Source organism: Bacteroides sp. Ga6A2, assembly GCF_000702225.1.
Lineage (GTDB): Bacteria > Bacteroidota > Bacteroidia > Bacteroidales > Bacteroidaceae > Ga6A1.
The window spans coordinates 20897-44069 of sequence record NZ_KL370876.1 but is presented as its reverse complement, the minus strand read 5'-3'; the positions used below and the strand labels follow the sequence as shown (position 1 = coordinate 44069).

Genomic DNA, 23173 nt, shown 5'->3' with positions numbered 1-23173 from the left:
ACACAAAAATAAAAATATAAAATCGTGGCAACCACTAAGTACATTTTCGTCACAGGAGGTGTGGCATCATCCTTAGGAAAGGGCATCATCTCCGCTTCAATTGGAAAGCTTTTACAGGCTAGAGGGTACAAGATTACAATCCAGAAATTCGACCCTTACATCAACATCGACCCAGGAACACTCAACCCCTACGAGCACGGCGAATGCTACGTAACGGTGGACGGACAGGAGACAGACCTCGACCTTGGTCACTACGAACGCTTTACCGGCATACAGACAACCAAGGCAAACAACATCACCACCGGCCGCATATACAAGAGCGTGATTGAGAAAGAAAGACGGGGCGACTATCTTGGAAAGACTATTCAGGTAGTTCCTCACATTACAGACGAAATCAAGCGCAACATCCGTCTTCTGGGCACGAAGAACAACTTCGACTTCGTTATTACCGAGATTGGCGGAACCGTTGGCGACATTGAGTCGCTGCCGTTCCTCGAAGCCATCAGACAGCTGAAATGGGAACTTGGCAAGGACGCGCTGAACATACATCTTACATACGTTCCGTATCTGGCAGCGGCAGGCGAACTGAAGTCAAAGCCAACGCAGACATCGGTAAAGCAGCTTCAGGGAGTAGGCATACAGCCAGACATTCTGATTCTGCGCGCCGAGCACGAACTGAGCAGCGACATCCGCCGCAAGATTGCCAACTTCTGCAATGTAGACGAGGATTGCGTAATTCCAAACAACGACCTTCCTACAATCTACGAAGTTCCTGTGCAGATGCAGGCTGAAGGACTCGACACAGCCATCCTGAGAAAAATGAACGTGCCGGCAGGTCCTACCCCACAACTCGGACCTTGGAGAGAGTTCCTTGAACGCAGACACAAGGCAACAGAAGAGGTTCACATCGCCCTCGTTGGCAAGTACGACCTTCAGGATGCCTACAAGTCAATCCTCGAAGCCTTGTCGCAGGCTGGAACATACAACGACGTAAAGGTGAAGACACACTTCGTGAACAGCGAGAAGGTGACTTCAGACAACATAGCCGAGATGCTCGAAGGAATGGACGGAGCAGTTATCTGCCCGGGATTCGGACAGCGAGGCATAGAAGGAAAAATAGTAGCGTGCAAGTATCTGCGCGAGCGTAACATCCCTACATTCGGCATCTGCCTCGGTATGCAGATGATTTGTATCGAGTTTGCGCGCAACGTGCTTGGCTATGCCGACGCCAACAGCAGCGAGATGGACGGAAAGACTCCGCACAACGTCATCGACATCATGGAGGAGCAGAAGAACATCACGCACATGGGCGGCACAATGCGACTCGGAGCATACGAGTGTATCCTGAAAGAAGGCAGCAAGACTTTCGAGGCTTACAAGCAGACTCACATTCAGGAGCGTCACCGCCACCGCTACGAGTTCAACAATACATACAAAAAGGAATATGAGCGCGCCGGAATGAAGTGCGTGGGCATAAACCCGGAGAGCGACCTCGTGGAAATCGTAGAGATTCCATCGCTCAAGTGGTACATCGGAACACAATTCCACCCAGAGTACAGCAGCACGGTGCTCAATCCGCATCCTTTGTTCCTGTCGTTCGTGGCAGCAGCAAAAGAGAGCAAGAAGTAATTATTTAATTTAAAATATGGATAAAAATACTGCCATCGGACTTGTTCTGATAGTACTTGTCTTCATCGGCTTCACCTACTGGGGTCAGCCAAGCAAGGAAGAGCAAGAAAGATACAAGAGACAGCAAGACTCAATTGAATTAGCAAAGCAGCATGAGGCTGACGCAAATCTGAAGGCTGCACAGCAGCAGAAAGCACTTGCCGCCGCTGCCGCTGCCGACACCAACTCTGTTCTGTTTGCCGCACGAAACGGCAAGGAACAGGACGTAGTGCTAAAAAACAGCAAGGTTGAACTTACCCTTTCTACAAAGGGCGGCGTGTTCAAGAAAGCGGTTCTGAAGAACTACAAGGACCAGCAGGGAAATGCCGACCTTACCTTGTTCGACGCACAGAAGGGCGAGACAACGCTCAACTTCGCCTTCACAGGCAAGGACGAGAATATCCGCACAAACGAGTTGTTCTTTACTCCAGTAAACACTTCGGACAGCACCGCTACACTCCGAATCGAGACAGCCAAAGGTCATATCGACTTCAACTATACGTTGAACGAATACATGGTTAGCCTTGATATTCAAGCTGTTGGAATGGACGGTTTCTTCGCTCCTTCAACAAAGTCGGTAAGTCTTGAGTGGATGGAGATGGCACGCCAGCAGGAGAAAGGCTTCACTTTCGAGAACCAGCGTTCGTCGCTCACCTACAAGGAGAAGGACAACAGTTCAGACTATCTGTCAGAAACTAAGGACGATGCTGAGAATCCTGAGGAATCGCTCGACTGGATTGCCTTCAAGAACCAGTTCTTCTCTTACGTTATGATTGGTCAGCAGGACCTCGACAACGTTAAGCTCGAAAGCAAGTTGCAGAACCAGAACAGCGGCTACTTGAAGCAGTACAAGGCTAACATGGAGACGAAGTTCGACGCAACCGGCAAGGAGGCAACAAAGTTGCAGTTCTACATCGGTCCTAACGACTTCAAGACGCTTCAGGCACACAACGACCTTTCAAACGGCAAGAAAGACCTTGACCTTGAGGAACTTGTATATCTGGGCTGGCCTCTTATCCGTTGGATTAACAGATTCTTCACTCTGTATGTGTTCGACTGGCTTACAAGCTGGGGCATAAACATGGGTATCGTATTGTTGCTCATCACCCTTCTGCTAAAGGCTATCACCTATCCGCTGGTTAAGAAGAGCTATATGTCATCTGCAAAGATGCGAGTTCTGAAGCCTAAGATGGACGAGATAAACGAGAAGTACAAGGACAACGACAACGCAATGATGAAGCAGCAGGAGATGATGGCTCTGTACTCAAAGTACGGCGTTAGCCCAATGGGCGGCTGTCTGCCAATGCTCATTCAGATGCCTATCTGGATTGCGATGTTCAACTTCGTTCCTAACGCCATCCAGTTGCGCGGCGAGAGTTTCTTGTGGGCTGACGACCTCTCTACATACGACGACGTTGTAAACTGGGGCTTCCATATCATCGGTATCGGCGACCACCTGAGCCTCTTCTGCATACTGTTCAGCGCAACTAACCTCATCTACACATCGGTACAGATGAAGATGCAGTCGAACATGCCGGGACAGAACGAGCAGATGAAGATGATGAAGTGGATGATGTACATCATGCCTGTGATGTTCTTCTTCTGGTTCAACGACTACTCTGCCGGTCTTAGCTACTACTACTTCATCTCATTGCTGTTCAGCGTACTCATCACTTGGGTTCTGCGCAAGACAACAAACGACGAGAAACTTTTGGCAAAACTTGAGAAATACTACAAGGAGAACCAAAACAACCCAAAGAAGCAGAGTGGCATGATGGCACGCCTTCAGGCTATGCAGGAACAACTGCAAGAGCAGCAGAGAATGCAGCAGCAGAACAACAGAAAGTAAATAATACACGTTACACACAACCTTGTAGAGCCAATCTATTAAGGTTGTGTGTATTTTTGGTACTATAACGTATAAATATGTATAAAAAATTAACTCTAACAGTCCTTCTTGGCGGCCTTGTAATTGGTGCCATGGCACAGCACGACGGCGCGAAGAAAAGACAGCCATTATTGACAGCAATGAAAGCAAAGGACATCAAGGTTGCCGACGGTCTGATGACTCCCGAGGTGCTTTGGGCTATGGGACGCATCGGTTCTTACGACGTGTCGGAAAAGGCTGGGCTCATTGTCGAGGACGTAGCTTACTACAGCGTTGAGAGGAACAAGAGCCAGCACGTTATCAAGACAATGAGACTCGACGGCTCGGACGTTAAGCAACTGACAAAATCGGCTATGAGCGAGAGCGACCCTGTCTTCATTCAGAACGGCACGCGCATCGCCTTCCTTTCTGTCGGAACAAACCGAAAACTTCAGGTCTGGTCTATGAATACCGACGGAAGCAACAAGCAGCAGATGTCTAACGAGCCAGACGACGTTGAGGGCTTCATCTTCTCGCCAGACGAGACAAAAATCATTCTGATAAAGGAAGTTAAATACGGAAAATCTACCACCGACATCTACCCAGACCTTGAAAAGGCAAGCGGTATGGTGATAGACGACCTAATGTACCGCCATTGGGACGAGACAGTAACGTCAATCCCTCACCCATTCATAGCCGACGTAACAGACGGCAAGATTCACGATGCCAGCGACATTCTTGAAAACGAGCAGTTTGAATGTCCGATGAAGCCTTTCGGCGGAATTGAGCAGCTGGCTTGGAGTCCTGATTCGAGAAAGATAGCCTATACTTGCCGCAAGAAGACAGGCTTGGCATACAGCATCTCTACCGATTCTGACATCTATCTGTACGACACGGCAAAGGGACAGATTACAAACCTATGCAAGCCTGCCGATTACAAAGAGCCGGAGATTGACCCTACAATCTCTATGAAGGAGCAGAAAGTAAATGCTCAGGGCGACCTTAACATGGGCTACGACACAAATCCGCAGTTTAGTGCCGACGGCAAATACGTTGCATGGCTCAGCATGGCTCGCAACGGTTATGAGAGCGACCGCAACAGACTGTGTGTCTACGAGATAGCAACAGGCAAGAAGAGCTACGTTACTGAGAAATTCGAGAGCGGAGTTGATAATTTTGCGTGGCTGCCGGGCAACAAGAGCCTGTGCTTTACAGGCGTATGGCACGGATGCACAATGCTTTACACTACCGACTTGAAGGGAAATGTAAAGAAGATTACCGACGGCCAGTTCGACCTTAACTCGGTAAAGAGCGTGGGCAAACGCTACTTGTGCAAGCAGCAGAGCATGAAGAACCCTACCGAACTGTTCTGGATTGATGCCAAGGGCAAGATGACTCAGGTTTCGCGCGAGAACGACCATATTATGTCGCAACTCAAGATTGGCGATGTAAAGCCAAGATGGGTCGAGACAGTAGACGGCAAGCAGCTTCACAGCTGGGTTATCTACCCTGCCGACTTCGACAGCACAAAGAAATATCCTACTCTGCTGTTCTGCGAGGGCGGTCCGCAAAGTCCTGTAAGCCAGTTCTGGAGCTACCGTTGGAACTTCCAGATAATGGCGGCAAACGGCTACATCGTAATCGCGCCAAACCGCCGCGGTCTGCCGGGCTTCGGAATGGAGTGGCTCGAGGAAATCAGCACAAACTACGGCGGCAACTGCATGAACGACTATCTTACAGCCATCGACGACCTTTGCAAGGAATCGTATGTTGACAAAGACCGTCTGGGCTGCGTTGGCGCAAGCTTCGGCGGATTCTCGGCTTACTGGCTGGCTGGTCATCACAACAAGCGATTCAAGGCGTTTATTGCACACGACGGCTTCTTCAACATGGAGCAGCAATATCTTGAGACAGAGGAACTCTGGTTTACAAACTGGGATTTGGGTGGCGCATTCTGGCGTAAGGACAGCGAGGCTGTAAAGAGAAGCTACGCTCAGTCGCCTCACCTCTTCGTTGACAAGTGGGACACTCCTATCCTCTGCATCCACGGCGAGAAGGATTACCGCATCCTTGCATCGCAGGGCATGGCTGCCTTCAACGCGGCTAAGCTGCGCGGCATTCCGGCTCAGCTTCTGCTCTTCCCCGACGAGAACCACTGGGTTCTGAAACCACAGAACGGCGTTCTTTGGCAGCGCACATTCTTCGGTTGGCTCGACAAATGGCTGAAGAAATAAAACACAACATGATTATAATAAAATAGAAAGATTAGATTATATGGCAAAAAATGGACATCCAAAAGGCCTGTACCTGTTGTTTGTAACAGAGATGGCCGAGCGCTTCTCTTACTACGGAATGCGCGCCCTATTTGTACTTTACCTTGTGGCTGCCTTCTTTAACAGCGCAGACGCAAGTCAGATTTACGGTTCGTACACCGGACTTGTTTACCTTACTCCGCTGCTTGGCGGATACATTGCCGACCGCTATTGGGGTAACCGCAGAAGTATCATCTTCGGCGGAATGGTGATGGCTCTCGGTCAGTTCCTGATGTTTGCATCAGCATGCTTCGTAAAGCAGAGCATCACAACAGATGGCGGCGCAATCGACCCATCTATCGACAACAGTTTCTCTCTGTGGCTGATGTTTGCCGGTCTGGCTGCCCTCATCATCGGTAACGGCTTCTTCAAGCCAAATATCAGCACAATGGTGGGCGACCTTTACGAGCCAACAGACCATCGCAAGGACTCTGCCTTCACTATATTCTACATGGGTATCAATACTGGTGCGCTCATCGCTCCGCTTATCTGCGGTTCGTTGGCAAGCGACGGTAACTGGTTCAATCCGGGTGCGTTCAAGTGGGGATTCTTCTGCGCTGGCGTTGCCATGATTGTGTCAATCGTTGTGTTCGTTATCGGTAAGGACAAGTATCTTAACACTCCTGAGGGCTTGGCTATCGGTCTTGCTCCTTCAAAGAGCGAACTTCGCCACCAGAAGGACGCAGAGGCAGCAGAGAAGGCTGCCGAGATGCACGTTGACGAGGATGCGAAGAACTCTCCTATCCGTCTTTGGGGCTGCATCGCAGGTGCTGTGGCATTGTTCGTTCTCTTCTCGCTTAACGTCGAGAACTTCAACGACTATATTTCGGCTGCAATCTACGCTATCTCTGTCGCTCTGCCTGTTTTCATCATCACCGACCGAGGTCTTACAACCGTTGAGAAATGCCGCATCGGCGTTATATACATCATCGCCGTGTTCGTAATCTTCTTCTGGAGCGCGTTTGAGCAGGCAGGCTCATCGCTCACAATCTTTGCCGACAAGCAGTGCGACCGCCACATCGGCAGCTGGGAGATGCCTACAACATGGTTCCAGAGCATCAACCCTATCGTTGTTGTCTGCTTCGCTCCTGTAATGGCAACATTGTGGGAGACTCTTGCAAAGCACAAGCTCGAGCCAGCATCACCTGTTAAGCAGGCTATCGGCTTGGGACTTCTGGCTTTGGGATATGTCGTAATCGCATACGCCACATCTGGCGTTTCTGACGGCGCAAAGACATCAATGTGGTGGCTGTTTGCCCTCTACTTCATTCACACACTGGGCGAACTTTCACTCTCTCCTATCGGACTCTCAATGGTTAACAAGTTGTCTCCAGCGCGCCTTGCATCATTGCTGATGGGTGTTTGGTTTATGAGCAACGCAGCAAGTAACATCCTTGCCGGCAAGTTGGCAACTCTTCTGCCTGTAGCAGGCGAGCCAGCCAAGAGTTTCTGCGGAATCCAGATTGCAAACCTTACCGACTTCTTCACACTCTTTGCCGTGATGGCAGGTGTTGCATCAGTATTGCTGTTCGCCCTCTGCCCATTGCTTAAGAAGATGATGAAGGGTATCGAATAATACTGAATCAAAAGAAAAAAACAATCAACCAATAACAAATGAACAGAATAGGATTTGACAACGACAAGTATCTGAAGATACAGTCGGAGCACATAAAAGAGCGCATCGCCAAGTTCGGCAACAAGTTGTATCTCGAACTCGGCGGAAAGCTCTTCGACGATCATCATGCAAGCAGAGTGCTGCCGGGTTTCCAGCCCGACAGCAAGCTGCGAATGCTGAGCCAGCTTAGCGACACGGCAGAGATTGTAATCGTCATCAGTGCTGTGGATATCGAGAAGAACAAGATGCGCGGCGACCTCGGCATTACTTACGACGAGGATGTTCTACGACTCAGAAGCGAGTTCCAGAACCGCGGCTTTCTCGTAAGCTCGGTAGTAATAACACACTACAACGGACAGAGCAGCGCCGATGCCTACCGCGCACGTCTTGAGCGCATGGGCATAAAGGCTTACTTCCACTACACCATCGAGGGCTATCCTCACAACGTGGCTCTCATCGACTCCGACGAGGGATTCGGAAAGAACGACTATGTCGAGACTACTCGTCCGCTTGTCATTGTCACAGCTCCCGGTCCGGGTTCGGGCAAGATGGCTGTCTGCCTTAGCCAGCTCTACAACGAGCACAAGCGCAACATCGAGGCTGGATATGCCAAGTTCGAGACCTTCCCTGTATGGAGTCTTCCGCTGAACCACCCCGTAAACATTGCTTACGAGGCTGCAACGGCCGACTTGAACGACATCAACATGATTGACCCGTTCCATCTTGAGGCATACAACAAGATTGCCATCAACTACAACCGCGACATCGAAATCTTCCCGGTACTGAACGCCTTGTTCGAAGGCATCTACGGCGAGAATCCTTACAAGAGCCCTACCGACATGGGCGTAAACATGGTTGGCTTCTGCATCAGCGACGACGACGCTTGCCAAGAGGCTGCAAAGGACGAGATTATACGCCGATACTACACAGCCCTTAACCAACTGGCAAGCGGCGCATGCAACGACAACGAGGTGTCGAAAATCAAACTTCTGTTCAATCAGGCAAAGATTAACACCGACTATCGCAAGACGACCGTTGCGGCACGTCAGCGCAAGGAGCAGAACGGCAAGCCATCGGCTGCCATCGAGCTTAACGACGGCACAATAATCACAGCCGAGCAGAGCGACCTTCTCGGTCCGAGCGCCGCGCTCATTCTGAACTGCACGAAGTATCTCGCAGGCATCAACCACGAGGTTAAACTCATTCCGCAGAACATGATTGAGCCGATACAGAAGACCAAGACCGAATACTTGGGAAGCAAGAATCCACGTCTGCACACCGACGAGGTGCTCGTTGCGCTGTCTGTTCTGAGCCAGCACGACGAGAATTGCCGAAAGGCTCTGGAGAAACTTCCAGAGTTGCGCGGCTGTCAGGTTCATTGCACGGTGATGCTCAGCGAGGTTGACCGCAAGATTTTCAAGAAACTTGGCGTTGGTCTGAGTTGCGACCCGGCAAAGAAGAAATAAATTTTGCTTATATAAAAAAACGATGTCTCTTTCAATTTCGGGACATCGTTTTTTTATGTCTGTTCGGAATGAATATCTACTATTACACGAGTTCGGGATTAAATTCAATATTTCTCCTACTTCTTGTTGATTTTATAAAAGTTACAATACTTAGTATCTGTGTATTATAGACGCTGAAAGCGTCTCCGCTAAATAACCGTAGGTCGGAACGACCTGCGGAATAAGAACTATCAAAATAAGCACTCTGAAAGAGTGCCCCATCTATCGCAATGGGCGACCGCTTTCAGGGTCGATTATATTTGTATCATTCCAGCCCCGCAGATCCTACGGATACTGCGGTTACTGAGAGGTGACGCTTTCAGCGTCATTCCGAATAATCATTTTCTAAATACAAAAAGGAGAATCTTATCCCGACACCACGTACTATTGCTCTAAACAATCCTTGATTATTCTTGCCGTCTTATCGTCAACAGACAGATTGTTTTTCGCAAAAAATAATTTTAGCGATTCAGCAAAGTCCTTGTATGCCTGTTTGTAATGGTAATTGTATGCCATTATGAACGAGGCGAAAATAAAATTCTCGATGCTGAATTTTGTTTTGTTCTTTTCATAAAAACTCGTGTCGCCATAGGCTATTATTCGTTTAATGAATACCTCTTGTGTATTTCCACGGTTTATTATATCCTCAAGTGCCTGCTGACCGTTTTTATCATATTTCTCGTGTAACTCTTTCAGTCTATTTTGACCATACTGTCCGCTGCCTCTCCGCCAATGACGATACCCGAATTTGTCAACAACCGATTTATACTTGCGAGCATATATCTGTTTGCTCAGTATGGTATCTTTCGGCAGATAAATGCCGTCTTTGTATAACTTCCACATCTCCTCATCATACTTAGATTTCATAGGTTCAAGATAAGCGTAAATAAAATTAAAACACTCCTTGCTCATTCTTATTGGCTTATAATAGAGCGTGTCAGCGTTATCTACGATTTCATTCAGTCTTGTATAATAAGAATCAACTAAGACATAGATGTCATACGAGGCATAGTTGTAATTGTATTTATTAGCATAATACAGACTATAAACAAATCGCTCGGAACTGGGTAGCCCCCATGTGAGTTCATTAAAGGCATTTTCATCATATTTTTTAAGCAATTCTTTTTGTGAAGCTCAACATCCTTTCCGTCGTAAACAATGGTGGATTTGCCACGAGCCTTGCCTTTAGCGATATGCTATTTTGTGAAAATCCTAAGATGCTCACAAGTAAAAGCGTTATTGTAATAAGTGTTTTCATTTAGTTTCGTTTATATTTAACAAATCTCAACGTTCTGCCGAACGTTGCCGTTAGAATTCAGTTCGCTTTCTACCAAAGGGACGCAAGAGCGTTCTTATAACCTCACGTTGTTCTCCATATATGAAATTATCTCGTCCATTCTGTCATAATATTCCGCAACACTTAGCTCGTGATGGTGAAGTAACCATTCAGCACGCTCAAGTACCTTTTTCTTAAGTGTGGGATAGTTATCTTTATCAACAAGAAATCCTAATGTGAGATAAACAAAAATCCAATCTGCCCCAGCTTCTGGCAATTCCTCCTCTCCTTTTTTCTGTGGTACAACAATCTTGCTGTAAAAATCATTCAGAGTTGCGTATTCATCGCACATGTCAGATAGATTTTCTTTTAATGTAGAGCATAGTTGCGGAAACTTTTCTTCGTAATCGGAAAAATCGTATTTGAACGTGATTTCTCGTTCATCCTCTGTACCATTGTTGTACCGCATTATTTGTGGAGATAATCTTTGCAATTTAAGAGGTATTATAACATCATATTTTTCAAACCATTTGGCGAGAATGTCAAAACGCCTTCCATAGACAGGACGTATTACACATGATTCATCCTCATAATCTCTCCAATGTTGTAAATCAGCAGCAATAAACCCATCTCCATTGCGAAGAATTAAGAGGTTTTCAGATTTTATGAATTTATAATCAGAAAAGAATTTATCTGTTTTTATATCTGAAACAATTGTCTTAAATAATTCTCTTTTCATTTTCTTTGAGTCAATATATGTTCAATTTATACTCATGTTCTGCCTATTTTGCCATTCGGTCTATGGTTCGAAGGGACGCAAGAACTCCCTTAATTCCCAGCCACAAAAATAACAACTTTTTTTATTCTTGCGCAACACAAAACATTGTATTTTTCAGCGATGGAAATTCTTGCGTCCCCTCGGTAGCAAGCGAACGTTTTTCAGCGGTGGGAATTACAAATTCCCATTTCTTTTTCTCAGCCGAATTCGGAAATTCAACAGAACTTGTGGTGCGAAGTCCGAGCGCGGAAATCTGGCTTAATGTGGGGCTAATCCTTCTGGATGCGTTCGGGTTTTCCTTAAGTTCTGCCTACTTCTTGAGGAAGTGTGATTTATGAATTTTGAATTATGAATCACCTATTCTACGTATACTCTGCATATATCTAACATATAGCTTACATATACTCTACATATAGCTTACATATAACTTACATATAGCCTACATATATCTTGCATATACCCTGCATATACCTTGGCACTATTTTGTATATACCAAAAGACAAAATATTTCACTTTTTCTACCATTATGAATTATGAATCCTCACCGTCTGAATTGGCGGGACAATGTGGATTTCGTCGAACCTTCCCCCTTGCTATCCCCTTGCTATCCCCTTACTACCCTCTTGCTATCGACTTACTTCATTCCCCTAATCCAGCTATACCCATATATCTTCCCTCTACCTTCCTTGGACGTTCCTACGACGTTCGAACAATTTCTAGCGAAACTGTTCATTATAATTCTTTAATTATCAATCTGTTCTGAATTTTCATCTTACTAATTATGAATTTCAACTAAAACAGAAAGGACGGCAGCTCGAAAGCATACCGTCCTTGTAATTTCTTGTATAAAAACGAATCAGAAAGGAAGGTCTGACGACTCGTCTGAAGCAAGCGGAGCAGCGGCTGGCGCAGCTGGAGCACTTGCAACTGGAGCAACCGGAGGAACCTCTGCTCCGTATGGGGCAGCAGGCATAACACCCGGCGCAGCCTGAACCGCTGGAGTTACTCTCCATGCGCGGATACTGTTGAACCAACGGCCCTGATATTCTCTTGCGTCAATATCGAACGAAACTGTCAAATCCTGTCCTACCTGAATATTAAATTGAGCGAGTTTGTCTGCACCGAAAACGCTGAAGCACATACGGCGAGGATACTGCGACGATGCGCTGTCCTCTATTACAAACTCCTGAACCTTCCATTCTCCCTTAGCCGACACACCTGTCTTTTCTGGCAACACGGCTATAATTTTTCCTGTGAAATCCATATATAATATTATTATTTCATTTTTGAAATGTCTGCAAAAGTAACACTTTTTTTTAGTTGAAAGCATTCGCTCAAACATTTTTTTGAAAAATAACTTTTCTCTCAAAATTAATTCTTAACTTTGCGCTCATTAACTTAATCTTTAAAACAAAAACGAAGTATGAATTTCATAGTTTCAAGCAGTGTACTAAACGAGCACTTGCAGGCAATAGGACGTGTTATCGGCTCAAAAAGCTCAATCTCTATACTTGAGTGTTTCCTGTTCGAAGCCGAGAACGATACGCTTACCGTAACAGCTTCAGACACCGAGACAACCCTCATAACCAAAGTTCCTGTAACAGATTTGGACGAGAAAGGCAAGTTCGCCATCACGGCAAAGACTCTTCTTGACGCTATGAAGGAGATTCCAGAGCAGCCAATTTCTTTCAAGGTTGACACAACAACCCTGAGCCTCGAGATAGGCTATCAGAACGGCGTTTACAAGTTCATGGCACAGAATGCCGACGAATATCCAAAGAGCGCGGAGATGAACAGCCCTTCAATCGTGAAGTTCAACATCGCTGCCGACAATCTGCTCTCGGGCATCACTAAGACGATATTCGCCACAGCTAACGACGAGCTGAGACATGTGATGAACGGTATCTACTTCGACATCGACTCTGAAAAGATTACACTCGTGGCATCAGACGGACACAAGCTCGTAAGATGCATCTACCCTGAATACAAGGGCTTCGAGAAATCAGCCTTCATCCTTCCGCAGAAGCCGGCTAACTTGCTGAAGAACATCCTCGGAAAGGAAAGCGGCGACGTTAGCGTGCAGTTCGACGACAAGAACGCTCTGTTCCTACTCGAGAACTACTCTATCATGTGCCGTCTGATTGAGGGTCATTTCCCTAACTACAACGCAGTTATCCCAACAGACAATCCGTTCTGCGCAACAATAGACCGCCAGCAGATGATTTGCGCACTCCGCCGCGTGCTCATCTTCAGCGAGAAGACATCATCGCTCATCAAACTTGAGTTCGGCAACGACAGCGTCAACATATCTGGTCAGGACTACGACTTCTCAACATCTGCCGAGGAGAAGCTTCCTTGCAGCTATACAGACAATCCGCTGAGCATCGGCTTCAAGGGAACTCTGCTTCGCGAGATTCTCGACAACATGGACGGTCAGGACATCCTGTTCCAGCTTAACAACCCATCGCGTCCGGGCATCATCGTTCCTGCCGAGCAGAACGAGAAGGAGCAGGTTTTGATGCTGCTAATGCCTATGATGCTTAACGACTAATACGCAGGCACAATGAAACTGAATCTTAAACGTCCGCTCGTATTTTTCGACCTCGAGACAACAGGCGTAAACCTGATGAAGGACCGCATCGTAGAAATCAGCTGCATAAAGATTATGCCAAACGGCGACGAAGAGCGAAAAGTGCGCCGAATAAGACCAACCGAGATATATTTCGACTCCCAGACACAGATGATGCAAGAGCGGACAGAGCGGACAATGCATATTCCAGAGGCTTCGACAGCCATTCACGGCATCACCGACGAGGACGTAAAGGACTGCCCTACCTTCAGACAACTGGCAAAAGGCTTGGCAGACTACATAAAGGGCTGCGACTTGGCAGGATTCAACTCAAACAAGTTCGACATCCCGATGCTTGCCGAGGAGTTTTACCGCGTGGGCATCGACATTGACCTTAGCAAGCGCAACTTCGTAGACGTGCAGAACATCTACCACAAGTTGGAGCGACGCACTCTCGTTGCCGCCTACAAGTTCTACTGCGGAGGCGACCTCGAAAACGACGGCGTAACGCTCGAAAACGGCGAAAAGGTTGTGGCTCACAGCGCACTTGCCGACACAATCGCAACCTACGAGGTTCTGAAGGCCCAACTCGACAAATATCCCGACGAACTGCAAAACGACATCGAGAAACTTGCCGATTTCAGCAAGATGAACGACAACGTTGACCTTGCTGGTCGATTCGTTTACAACGAAAACAAGGTTCCGACGGTCAACTTCGGAAAATACAAAGGCGAAAGCGTATTCAACGTGTTTGCAAAAGACCCGGCGTATTACGACTGGATGCAGCGCGGAGATTTTCCGCAGGAAACAAAACATGTGCTCACACGTCTGCTGTTAGAGTTCAAGGAGGCGCAAAAAACAAAATAATATGCTTAAAGGAAAGAAGATTGTACTGGGCATAACGGGCAGCATTGCCGCCTACAAGGCTTGCTACATCATCAGAGGTCTGATAAAGAAAGGCGCCGAGGTGCAGGTTGTTATCACACCAGCGGGAAAGGAGTTCATCACTCCAATCACGCTGTCGGCACTCACGAGCAAGCCTGTAGTCAGCGAGTTCTTCTCGCAGCGCGACGGAACATGGAACAGCCACGTTGACCTTGGTCTGTGGGCTGACGCAATGCTCATCGCACCGGCAACGGCATCTACCATCGGCAAGATGGCAAACGGCATTGCCGACAACATGCTCATAACCACATATCTTTCGATGAAAGCGCCTGTCTTTGTTGCACCTGCAATGGATCTCGACATGTTCGCGCATCCGTCAACACAGAAGAACCTGAAGACGCTCGAAAGTTACGGCAACATAATAATTGAGCCTCCATCGGGCGAACTGGCAAGCCACCTTGTTGGCAAAGGCAGAATGGAAGAGCCCGAGAATATCATCGCCCGACTTGAAGAATTCTTCGCCGCAAAATCAAACCTCAGCGGAAAGAAAATTCTGATAACCGCCGGTCCGACATACGAAAAGATAGACCCCGTGCGTTTTATAGGCAACTACTCTTCGGGAAAGATGGGATTCGCCCTTGCCGAGGAATGTGCCGCAAGAGGCGCGCAGGTTGAACTGATAGCCGGTCCGGTAACGCTGGGCGTCAAGCACCCGAACATCAACAGAATAGATGTTGAGTCGGCTCAGGAAATGTACGAGGCTGCAAACAGTCGCTTTGCCGACTGCGATGCCGGAATACTCTGCGCCGCCGTTGCCGACTTCACTCCGGCGACGAGAGCCGAACAGAAGATTAAGCGTCATGGCGACGACCTCGTGCTTCAGCTAAAACCTACGCAAGACATCGCCGCTTCGCTCGGAAAGCAGAAAAGACAGAATCAAGTTTTGGTTGGCTTCGCACTCGAGACAAACGACGAGATGCAAAACGCTCAGGACAAGCTTCAGCGAAAAAACTTCGATTTCATCGTGATGAACTCGCTGCAAGACAAGGGCGCAGGCTTCAGGGTTGATACCAACAAGATTACGATAATCTCGGCACAAGGCTCAACACCCTATCCGCTGAAAAGCAAGAGCGAGGTTGCGTGCGACATCATCAACAATCTCGAAGAGGTCTTGAAAAACAAAGAATGAATCTAAAAAAAAGAAATACAGCACGTTCAAGAAAGCTGCTACTTTGTGTGGCAGCTATTCTTCTTTGTATATCAGCACCTTTGAGGGCGCAGGAACTGAACTGCAAGATTAGCATCAACCACTCTAAGATTTCGAGTTCTACGACGGTTTTCTCGACCCTCGAGACTGCCCTCACGGAGTTTATGAACTCACGCGAGTGGACAACGCAGAAATACAGCAAGATAGAGCGCATAAACTGCACATTCAACATAACAGTAAACGAATATTCAGCTGCCGACGGCACATTCAAGTGCGAACTGATGGTGCAGAGCACGCGCCCAATCTTCAACACAAACATCAATACGGTGGTATACGGAAACAAGGACCAGAACTTCAACTTTACCTATCAGGAGAACGACCAACTGGAATATCGCGAAGACCAGATGGAAAGCAATCTGACAGCTATGATGGCATACTATGCCTACCTCATCATCGGACTCGACATGGACACAATGGCACCGATGGGCGGAACGGAAATCCTGCGTAAGGTTGAAAGCATTGTGAACAGCGCACAAAACATGAGCGAGGCCGGCTGGAAGGCTTACTCCGACAGCAAGAACCGCCATGCTATAATCAACGACTACATGGATCCAGCAATGGAGGCATACCGCACTTTGCAGTACAACTATCATCGCAAGGGACTCGACATAATGGCAACAAACTCAGAACGAGGACGAAACGAGATTACTGAATCGCTCGCTCTCCTGAAGCAGGCTCACAGCAGCAAGCCGATGGCTCTGTTGCCACAGATTTTTACAGATTACAAAAGAGACGAACTGGTAAACATTTATTCGAAGGGAAACAACAAGGAGAAGGAAGATGTCTACACTCTTCTGTCAAACCTAAACCCTTCGCAGAATGATTTCTGGGACGCTATTATAAAGAAAAAATAAGATGCTAAAGAACCTTATAATACAGAACTACGCGCTTATTGAAAAACTCGACATCAATTTCGAAAACGGCTTTTCGGTAATCACGGGCGAGACTGGCGCGGGAAAATCAATAATCCTCGGAGCCATCGGACTTCTGCTCGGTCAGAGAGCCGACACGAAGGCTATCAAGAACGGCGCGACAAAGTGCGTCATCGAGGCGCATTTCGACCTTACAGCCTACGGAATGGAGGATTTCTTTATGCGCAACGAGCTAGACTACGACCCGGCCGACTGCATCATCCGACGCGAGCTTCATGCTTCGGGAAAGAGCCGCGCATTCATCAACGACGTACCGGCACAACTTCCGCTTCTGAAGGAACTTGGCGAACAGCTTATCGACGTTCATTCGCAGCATCAGAATCTGCTTCTGAACAAAGAAGATTTCCAGCTTAACGTGCTCGATATCATTGCGAAAGACAACGACGAGCTGAAGACATACAAGCAGACTTACAAGGAATACAAATCCGTTGAAACGGCTCTGGCAAAGGCTATCGAGGAGTCGAAAAAAGACAAGGCAGAAGAGGAATTCCTCCGCTTTCAGGTTGAACAACTTGCAGCCCTCAACCTAAGCGACCCTAACGAGCAGCAGGAAATAGAGGACGAGGTGGAAACACTCAGTCATGCCGAGGACATCAAGGCTGAACTCTTCAAGGTTGACAGCATAATGACGCAGGAACACGGCGTTCTGGACATGATAAAGGAATGTTCGCACAGCCTCGCAAACCTCGAAAAGATGACTCCGACGGTTGCCGAACTTTATCAGCGCACCGAAAGCGCGTACATCGAGCTGAAGGACATCAGCAACGAGATTAGCTCGCTTCAGGACAGTCTGGAGTACGACCCTCAGCAACTTCAGCAACTAAACGACCGACTTAACGAGATTTACGAACAGGAGAAGAAGCATCGAGTAAACAGCCTTCAGGAGCTGATAGATGTCTTCAACGGTCTGCAAGAGAAACTCGACCTCATAGACAACTCCGAAGAGCACATCGCCGAGCTTGAGAAGAAGAGAAACGAAATGCTGAAAAAGGTTCAGCAACAGGCAGATAAGCTCAGCAGTCTGCGAACAAAGGCGGCAAAAGAAGTAGAAAAGCAGATGATTGAACTTCTGAAACCGCTCGGCATTCCTAACGTGCAGTTTGTCATCGACTTGCAGAAGAGTGCGAAGCCTGAGCCATCGGGCATCGACAAGGTGAACTTCCTATTCTCGGCTAACAAGAACGGAACGCTTCAGCAGGTGTCTGCCGTGGCATCGGGCGGTGAGATTGCGCGCGTAATGCTGTCGCTCAAAGCATTGATTAGCAGCGCAGTAAAACTTCCGACAATTATTTTCGACGAGATTGACACTGGCGTTTCGGGCAGCATTGCCGACAAGATGGCGGAGATGATGAAGAACATGGGGCAGCAGAACCGACAGGTTATCAGCATCACTCACCTGCCACAGATTGCGGCACAGGGAAAGAACCATTACAAGGTTTACAAAGAGGATAAAGACAACGGAACGGTGAGCCACATCATCCAACTAACTCACGAGCAGCGAGTTGAGGAAATTGCGCACATGGTGAGCGGCGCAACGCTTACCGAGGCGGCTCTGAACAACGCAAGAGCCCTTCTGACTAACAACTGATAATAATCATTGAAAATGAAGAAAAATATACTTATCGCATTGTGTCTGGTAGCATCTACATCAATGGCACAAACGCCCAAGTGGGCATCGAAAATGAAAAAAGCGGTCTTCAGCGTCGTAACATACGACGCCAACGGAAAGATAATAAACAACACTAACGGTTTCTTTATCAACGACAAAGGTGTTGCATTGTCCGACTATCGCTCATTCGAGGGCGCATCGAAGGCTGAAATCATCGATGCCGACGGCAACAAATATCAGGTTAAGAACATCATCGGTGCAAACAACATCTACGACATCGTGAAGTTCACGGTAGACCTTCCGGCAAAGAGCAAAATCACCTTCCTGAACCTCGCATCAACAAAGGCTGAAAAGAGTCAGACGGTGTATCTTCTGCCATATTCAACGCAGAAGAACGTGACTTGCCAGCAGGGAATCGTAGAAGAAGCATCGCTCGCAGCGCAGAAATACAGTTACTACACATTCAGCTTCAAGGGCAACGAGAAGTACACCAGCACGCCTGTTCTCAACACCAACGGCGAGTGCATCGCCCTTGTTCAGAAGTGTTCCGGCAACGATGCCAAGGTCTACGGAATGGACGTTCTCTACGGCTCGAACATGCAGATTTCTGCCATGTCGGGAAACGACCCTAACTTGAAGAGAATCAACATAAAATCGGATATTCCAGACGAAGTTAACGACGCTCTTGTCTACATGATGATGAACGCCGGCAACATGACCGACGAACAGTACATCAGCATGGTTGACGACTTTGTGAAGAAGTTCCCAAACAGTCCCGACGGCTATCTTCGCCGATGCAATTTCTACGTTGATACTCAGAAGTTTGAACAGGCTGAGGAGAATCTGAAACTGTTTGTCGAGAAGACCGAAAAGAAAGATGATGCGTGCTACAACGTTGCAAACGTAATATACCGCAAGTGCCTGAGTTTCCCAGAGCCTGTCTACAAGGATTGGACGCTCGACCGTGCGCTTCGCGAGATTCAGACAGCCATCGCACTTAACAAGATGCCGTTCTACACTCAACTGATGGGCGATATTCTCTTCGCACAGAAGAAGTACGACGGTGCGTTCGATGCCTATCTTGATGTCTGCCATCAGCCAAAAGCAACTGCCGAAAATTGGTTTGCGGCATCGAGAGCAAAAGAGATGATGGGCGGCGACAAGAAAGAGTGCATCGCCTTGATGGACAGCGCATTGAACACATTTATAAAGCCTTACACTTCGCAGGCTGCTCCGTTCCTCTACGAGCGTGCTCAACTTAAGGCTGAACTCGACATGAACAAGGAGGCTTGGGAAGACTACAACGAATGTCAGAAGGCACAAGGCATCCACATCGGCGCGGAATTCTTCTACCTTCGCGAGCAGACCGAACTGAAGCTGAAGATGTGGCAGCAGGCTTATTTGGACATCAACAAGGCTGCTGAGATTGCTCCCGAGGAGATTACCTTCCAACTCGAATTGGCTTCTGTCTGTCTGAGAGTCAATAAGATAGATGAGGCTATCGCCGCTGCACAGAGAGCCGCAAACATCGACGGCAACAGCGCAGACGCCTTCAGAATCTTGGGATTCAGTCAGGCACAGAAGGGCGACAAGGTTAATGCAAGGAAGAATCTTGAAAAGGCGAAGAGTCTCGGCGACGACAAAGCCGATGGCCTGATAAAAAAATTCTGCAAGTAAAAGTGAAGAGATTTCCAAACAAGATAAAGAACTTTATCGACAAAAATGCTCTTTTAAGCGAAAACGACAGAGTCATCGTCGCCCTGAGTGGCGGTGCTGACTCTGTCTGTCTTATCAGCATTCTGCAAAGACTGGGCTACGAATGTGAGGCCGCACACTGCAACTTCCATCTTCGTGGCAACGAAAGCATGCGCGACGAGGAGTTCGTCACTACCCTATGCCAACGCCTCGGAATCACGCTTCACAAGGTAGATTTCAGCACCGCCGAATATGCCGAGCAACACAAGCAGAGCATCGAGATGGCGGCGCGCGAACTACGCTACGACTGGTTCGAGAAACTACGCGTACAAACCAATGCCAAGGCTATTGCCGTGGCGCATCACATGGACGACAATGCAGAAACTTTCATGCTGAATCTCTCGCGCGGAACAGGTATTCAGGGATTGAAAGGCATGAGTCCGCGAAACGGCTTCATCGTCCGCCCTCTTCTGTGCGTGCATCGGGCTGAAATACTCGGTTTTCTGCAAGAAATAGGACAGAATTTTGTGACCGACAGCACCAATCTTGAAGACATCTATCACCGCAACTTCATCCGCCTGCGCCTCTTGCCAGAGATGCAGACGCTCAATCCTTCGGTAACGGATGCCATAAACACAACGTCGCAGCACATTGCCGAGGCTTTCAGTATCTACAAGGAAGCCATCGACAACTACCGAAAACGACTTTGCCACACCACGGAAAACGGCATGAGCATAGACACGGCAGAACTCCTGCAAACAGTTTCGCCACGGACGATTCTGTTCGAGTGTCTGAAGCACGCGCACATCAACGAAACGCAGCTCGACAACATTCTTTCGGCTGCGAAATCGGCGAACAGCGGAAAGCAATTCCGCACTGATACTCACCGAATTATGATTGAGCGCGGTTGCATCGAGGTCGTCTCAGTCAAGGAAACGACGGAAGAATCTCTGCTCGACGACTGGATTATAGAACAAGTTGATGCCATGCCTACCGATTTCAAGAGTATTCCGAAGACCGAGGCTTACATCAACGGCGACTTAATCGACGGCGAACTGGCAATGCGCCGATGGCAGAACGGCGACCGTTTCTACCCTCTCGGAATGAATGGCAGCAAACTCGTCAGCGATTACATGACCGACCGCAAATTCAGTCGCACGAAGAAAGAAAATCAAATTCTGCTTTGTCACGGCAACGACATTGTGTGGCTGGTAAACGAGCGTCCGGACAACCGCTTTAAAGTTACAGACGGATGCAAACGTATTTTGCATATCAAAAGAAACAAATAATAGAACCATGAAAAGAATTACCTTTGTCCTAATGCTTTTAGCTTTATGCCTTTCTTGTTCTAAGAAAGGCAAAGTGACACAAACAGTTTCCGATGAAAACGACAGTGCCTTATCTGTATGCGATAAAAACGAAAAGACTGGCTGGTATAGTTACAGAGGATATATAGAACTTACCAAGTCGAATGATTCGTTGTACTACGAATGGTCGTGGGGAGATGAAGGTGATTATATCAGTTATTTAAAAAAGGTTGAAGGCGATAAATACGACTCATATTCATTAGTGGACGGTTCGCCAGATAATCTGTGGATAAGATTCAAGTTTATTGGTGGCAAGAGATGTATGCTTTATCAGTATTCCGAAACAACGAATTATTATTTTTTTGATAATGAATACCGAGGATATACAAATGAGGACCATAATCAGATTCAGAATTTCTATCAAGGTATTTACAAAACATCTAATAATCATACAATTAAGATATCCCCACAAGGATATTTCAGCATTGATAGCAAAAAATACAAGATAAAATATAATGGTAGTGACAGATATGGCAATTTGCCTCTCTTTGTATTGGAAAATGGCAAAATGTATCTGATGGAAAATACAGACAAAGGTGGCGAATACACTCTTGCAGAAGTCAACCATGAAAGAATGGAATTTTACGAAAAGGATAGCGATGTAATACTTCTGGATAAGAAGGGTGAACAGGTACAAGGTAAAAAGTTCACCAAAAGCAATGTTGTAAAGATGAAGTGGATTTCAACATTGTCGGGAAGTAGCGACAGGTGGTTTTTCATTTCCGATTTAGTCTATCCCGATTTCTTTAACGAGAATATCAGTCTTGCCGACTGGGAAAGTCTTAACCAATATCTCAACACAAAGCAACAACTGAACGAGTCGGAGAAGATAACAAAATCGAAAATGCAAGAGTTGTATGAATCTTTGAGAGAGTATCCAGAAAAGGAAATGGAAGAAAACGACAAGAAGCATCATGCAAATGACAGCATCCGCTAAAAATAAAAATCCGAGGCTCATTTTTTCGGACGAGCCTCGGATTTATTTTATCTTGAAAATGAGCTATCAATATACAATCACCGGACTGTTTGGAGTTGTATAGTCGATAGTCTTGTCCTGACACTGCTGAATAGCCTCGGCATTGCCGCAACGGGCAGAAAGGCTGTACATGCTGTTAGCGTTCTTGTCGTCGTAGTTGAAGGCATAAGCATCGCCCATTGCCTTGAAGATGTTGCCAAGAAGTTCGTCCTTAACACTGTTGGTCTTAACATCGTTTATTGTCTTGCCAATCTGTCCGAAACGCTTTGTTGCAGTCTCGCGAAGCATCTTTACACCAGCCTCGATGTCGGCATTAAGCTGCATCTCGCCCAAGCGAGTCTCGGCAATAATCATAGCCTCGCCACCGCAAGCGATAGTCTTCTGGCATACATCGCGAAGCTTGGTAGACAGTTCGCGTGCGCTCTCTGCATCAGAAGGACGAATCTTTGACAAAACGCCCAAAATCTTGATATAGTGCTTGCCCTTCTCGGTATCTGACATAGCCGACAAATCGAGTTTTTCGAGCTGTGCCACAGCCTCCTCGTAGAATGTCTGCTTTTCGTAGATTGAAGCCAAGAGAGTGTTGCCCTCGGCATCAAGTTCGTTACCCTGCTCCTGATAATGGCTCAAAATAGAAGCAGCCCTGTCCAAATCGTTAGCCTTCATTGCGGCTTTTGCCTGATTAAGCACAGGCTGCAAAGTGGCTGGATTTACCGGACACAAGGCAAATGATGGTTCAGCTATGGCTGCCATAGCCAAGAACGCAATAGAGAGAAGTACATTTTTTCTCATTGGATAGTTGGTTTATCGTTATTTATCAATAAAATTTATTTAGTATGACGGCGCAACTTT

The 23173-nt window shown here is 47.2% G+C and carries 17 protein-coding genes; 13 read left to right on the top strand and 4 right to left on the bottom strand.

Annotated features, from left to right (window positions below):
• Positions 1-24: 24 nt before the first annotated feature.
• From T538_RS0116725 to T538_RS0116705, 5 genes are all read left to right on the top strand, one after another.
• On the top strand, positions 25-1629 hold the full coding sequence (locus tag T538_RS0116725; RefSeq protein WP_031533155.1) for a CTP synthase: 1605 nt from the start codon (positions 25-27) through the stop codon (positions 1627-1629).
• A 16-nt stretch (positions 1630-1645) separates the two neighbouring features.
• Entirely contained in the window at positions 1646-3517 is a 1872-nt protein-coding gene (yidC, locus tag T538_RS0116720) for a membrane protein insertase YidC (protein WP_031533152.1), read from the top strand.
• A 131-nt stretch (positions 3518-3648) separates the two neighbouring features.
• Positions 3649-5769 carry a dipeptidyl-peptidase Dpp5 gene (locus tag T538_RS0116715; protein WP_369795022.1) on the top strand — a complete coding sequence of 707 codons (2121 nt, stop codon included), beginning with the start codon at positions 3649-3651 and terminating at the stop codon, positions 5767-5769.
• Positions 5770-5809: 40 nt separating this feature from the next.
• Positions 5810-7423 (top strand): peptide MFS transporter, encoded by a 1614-nt coding sequence (locus T538_RS0116710; RefSeq protein WP_031533150.1) that lies wholly within the window; start codon positions 5810-5812, stop codon positions 7421-7423.
• A 38-nt stretch (positions 7424-7461) separates the two neighbouring features.
• On the top strand, positions 7462-8928 hold the full coding sequence (locus T538_RS0116705; protein ID WP_031533149.1) for a DUF1846 domain-containing protein: 1467 nt from the start codon (positions 7462-7464) through the stop codon (positions 8926-8928).
• A 423-nt stretch (positions 8929-9351) separates the two neighbouring features.
• Here T538_RS0116705 and T538_RS0116700 read toward each other — a convergent pair whose 3' ends face one another.
• From T538_RS0116700 to T538_RS0116690, 3 genes are all read right to left on the bottom strand, one after another.
• Entirely contained in the window at positions 9352-9834 is a 483-nt protein-coding gene (locus T538_RS0116700; protein WP_155993338.1) for a hypothetical protein, read from the bottom strand.
• A gap of 485 nt (positions 9835-10319) precedes the next feature.
• Positions 10320-10982, bottom strand: coding sequence for a hypothetical protein (locus T538_RS0116695; RefSeq protein WP_031533146.1), 663 nt, complete (start codon positions 10980-10982; stop codon positions 10320-10322).
• A gap of 895 nt (positions 10983-11877) precedes the next feature.
• Complete coding sequence (locus tag T538_RS0116690) at positions 11878-12285, bottom strand: DUF3127 domain-containing protein (RefSeq protein ID WP_031533144.1); 408 nt, start codon at positions 12283-12285, stop codon at positions 11878-11880.
• Positions 12286-12444: 159 nt separating this feature from the next.
• Here T538_RS0116690 and dnaN point away from each other — a divergent pair, with 159 nt between their 5' ends.
• Genes dnaN through T538_RS17445 form a run of 8 tightly spaced genes read left to right on the top strand, consistent with a single transcriptional unit; the run spans position 12445 to position 22282 of the window.
• The gene (dnaN, locus tag T538_RS0116685) at positions 12445-13572 is read left to right on the top strand and encodes a DNA polymerase III subunit beta (RefSeq protein ID WP_031533142.1); all 1128 of its coding nucleotides are present in this window, start codon (positions 12445-12447) and stop codon (positions 13570-13572) included.
• Between the two features lie 12 nt (positions 13573-13584).
• Positions 13585-14457 (top strand): 3'-5' exonuclease, encoded by an 873-nt coding sequence (locus tag T538_RS0116680; protein ID WP_031533141.1) that lies wholly within the window; start codon positions 13585-13587, stop codon positions 14455-14457.
• A gap of 1 nt (position 14458) precedes the next feature.
• Positions 14459-15664, top strand: a complete 1206-nt coding sequence (gene coaBC, locus T538_RS0116675) for a bifunctional phosphopantothenoylcysteine decarboxylase/phosphopantothenate--cysteine ligase CoaBC (RefSeq protein WP_031533139.1) — start codon at positions 14459-14461, stop codon at positions 15662-15664.
• A 47-nt stretch (positions 15665-15711) separates the two neighbouring features.
• The gene (locus T538_RS0116670; RefSeq protein ID WP_034539463.1) at positions 15712-16596 is read left to right on the top strand and encodes a type IX secretion system protein PorD; all 885 of its coding nucleotides are present in this window, start codon (positions 15712-15714) and stop codon (positions 16594-16596) included.
• 1 nt (position 16597) lies between these two features.
• Entirely contained in the window at positions 16598-18262 is a 1665-nt protein-coding gene (gene recN, locus T538_RS0116665; RefSeq protein ID WP_031533136.1) for a DNA repair protein RecN, read from the top strand.
• A gap of 15 nt (positions 18263-18277) precedes the next feature.
• Positions 18278-19960 (top strand): tetratricopeptide repeat protein, encoded by a 1683-nt coding sequence (locus tag T538_RS0116660; protein WP_031533135.1) that lies wholly within the window; start codon positions 18278-18280, stop codon positions 19958-19960.
• Between the two features lie 2 nt (positions 19961-19962).
• The gene (gene tilS, locus T538_RS0116655) at positions 19963-21267 is read left to right on the top strand and encodes a tRNA lysidine(34) synthetase TilS (protein ID WP_031533133.1); all 1305 of its coding nucleotides are present in this window, start codon (positions 19963-19965) and stop codon (positions 21265-21267) included.
• 7 nt (positions 21268-21274) lie between these two features.
• A complete protein-coding gene (locus tag T538_RS17445) occupies positions 21275-22282 on the top strand; it encodes a hypothetical protein (protein WP_034539461.1) in 1008 nt (335 codons plus the stop codon).
• A gap of 66 nt (positions 22283-22348) precedes the next feature.
• Here the strand turns inward: T538_RS17445 and T538_RS0116645 are convergent, their stop codons facing one another.
• A complete protein-coding gene (locus T538_RS0116645; RefSeq protein ID WP_031541561.1) occupies positions 22349-23113 on the bottom strand; it encodes a tetratricopeptide repeat protein in 765 nt (254 codons plus the stop codon).
• Positions 23114-23173: the final 60 nt, after the last annotated feature.

Coding starts and splice junctions, on each gene's coding strand:
- yidC (WP_031533152.1), top strand. CDS start 1,646: ATGGATAAAAATACTGCCATCGGACTTGTTCTGATAGTACTTGTCTTC.
- T538_RS0116715 (WP_369795022.1), top strand. CDS start 3,649: ATGGCACAGCACGACGGCGCGAAGAAAAGACAGCCATTATTGACAGCA.
- T538_RS0116710 (WP_031533150.1), top strand. CDS start 5,810: ATGGCAAAAAATGGACATCCAAAAGGCCTGTACCTGTTGTTTGTAACA.
- T538_RS0116705 (WP_031533149.1), top strand. CDS start 7,462: ATGAACAGAATAGGATTTGACAACGACAAGTATCTGAAGATACAGTCG.
- T538_RS0116700 (WP_155993338.1), bottom strand. CDS start 9,834: ATGAAATCTAAGTATGATGAGGAGATGTGGAAGTTATACAAAGACGGC.
- T538_RS0116695 (WP_031533146.1), bottom strand. CDS start 10,982: ATGAAAAGAGAATTATTTAAGACAATTGTTTCAGATATAAAAACAGAT.
- T538_RS0116690 (WP_031533144.1), bottom strand. CDS start 12,285: ATGGATTTCACAGGAAAAATTATAGCCGTGTTGCCAGAAAAGACAGGT.
- dnaN (WP_031533142.1), top strand. CDS start 12,445: ATGAATTTCATAGTTTCAAGCAGTGTACTAAACGAGCACTTGCAGGCA.
- T538_RS0116680 (WP_031533141.1), top strand. CDS start 13,585: ATGAAACTGAATCTTAAACGTCCGCTCGTATTTTTCGACCTCGAGACA.
- coaBC (WP_031533139.1), top strand. CDS start 14,459: ATGCTTAAAGGAAAGAAGATTGTACTGGGCATAACGGGCAGCATTGCC.
- recN (WP_031533136.1), top strand. CDS start 16,598: ATGCTAAAGAACCTTATAATACAGAACTACGCGCTTATTGAAAAACTC.
- T538_RS0116660 (WP_031533135.1), top strand. CDS start 18,278: ATGAAGAAAAATATACTTATCGCATTGTGTCTGGTAGCATCTACATCA.
- T538_RS17445 (WP_034539461.1), top strand. CDS start 21,275: ATGAAAAGAATTACCTTTGTCCTAATGCTTTTAGCTTTATGCCTTTCT.
- T538_RS0116645 (WP_031541561.1), bottom strand. CDS start 23,113: ATGAGAAAAAATGTACTTCTCTCTATTGCGTTCTTGGCTATGGCAGCC.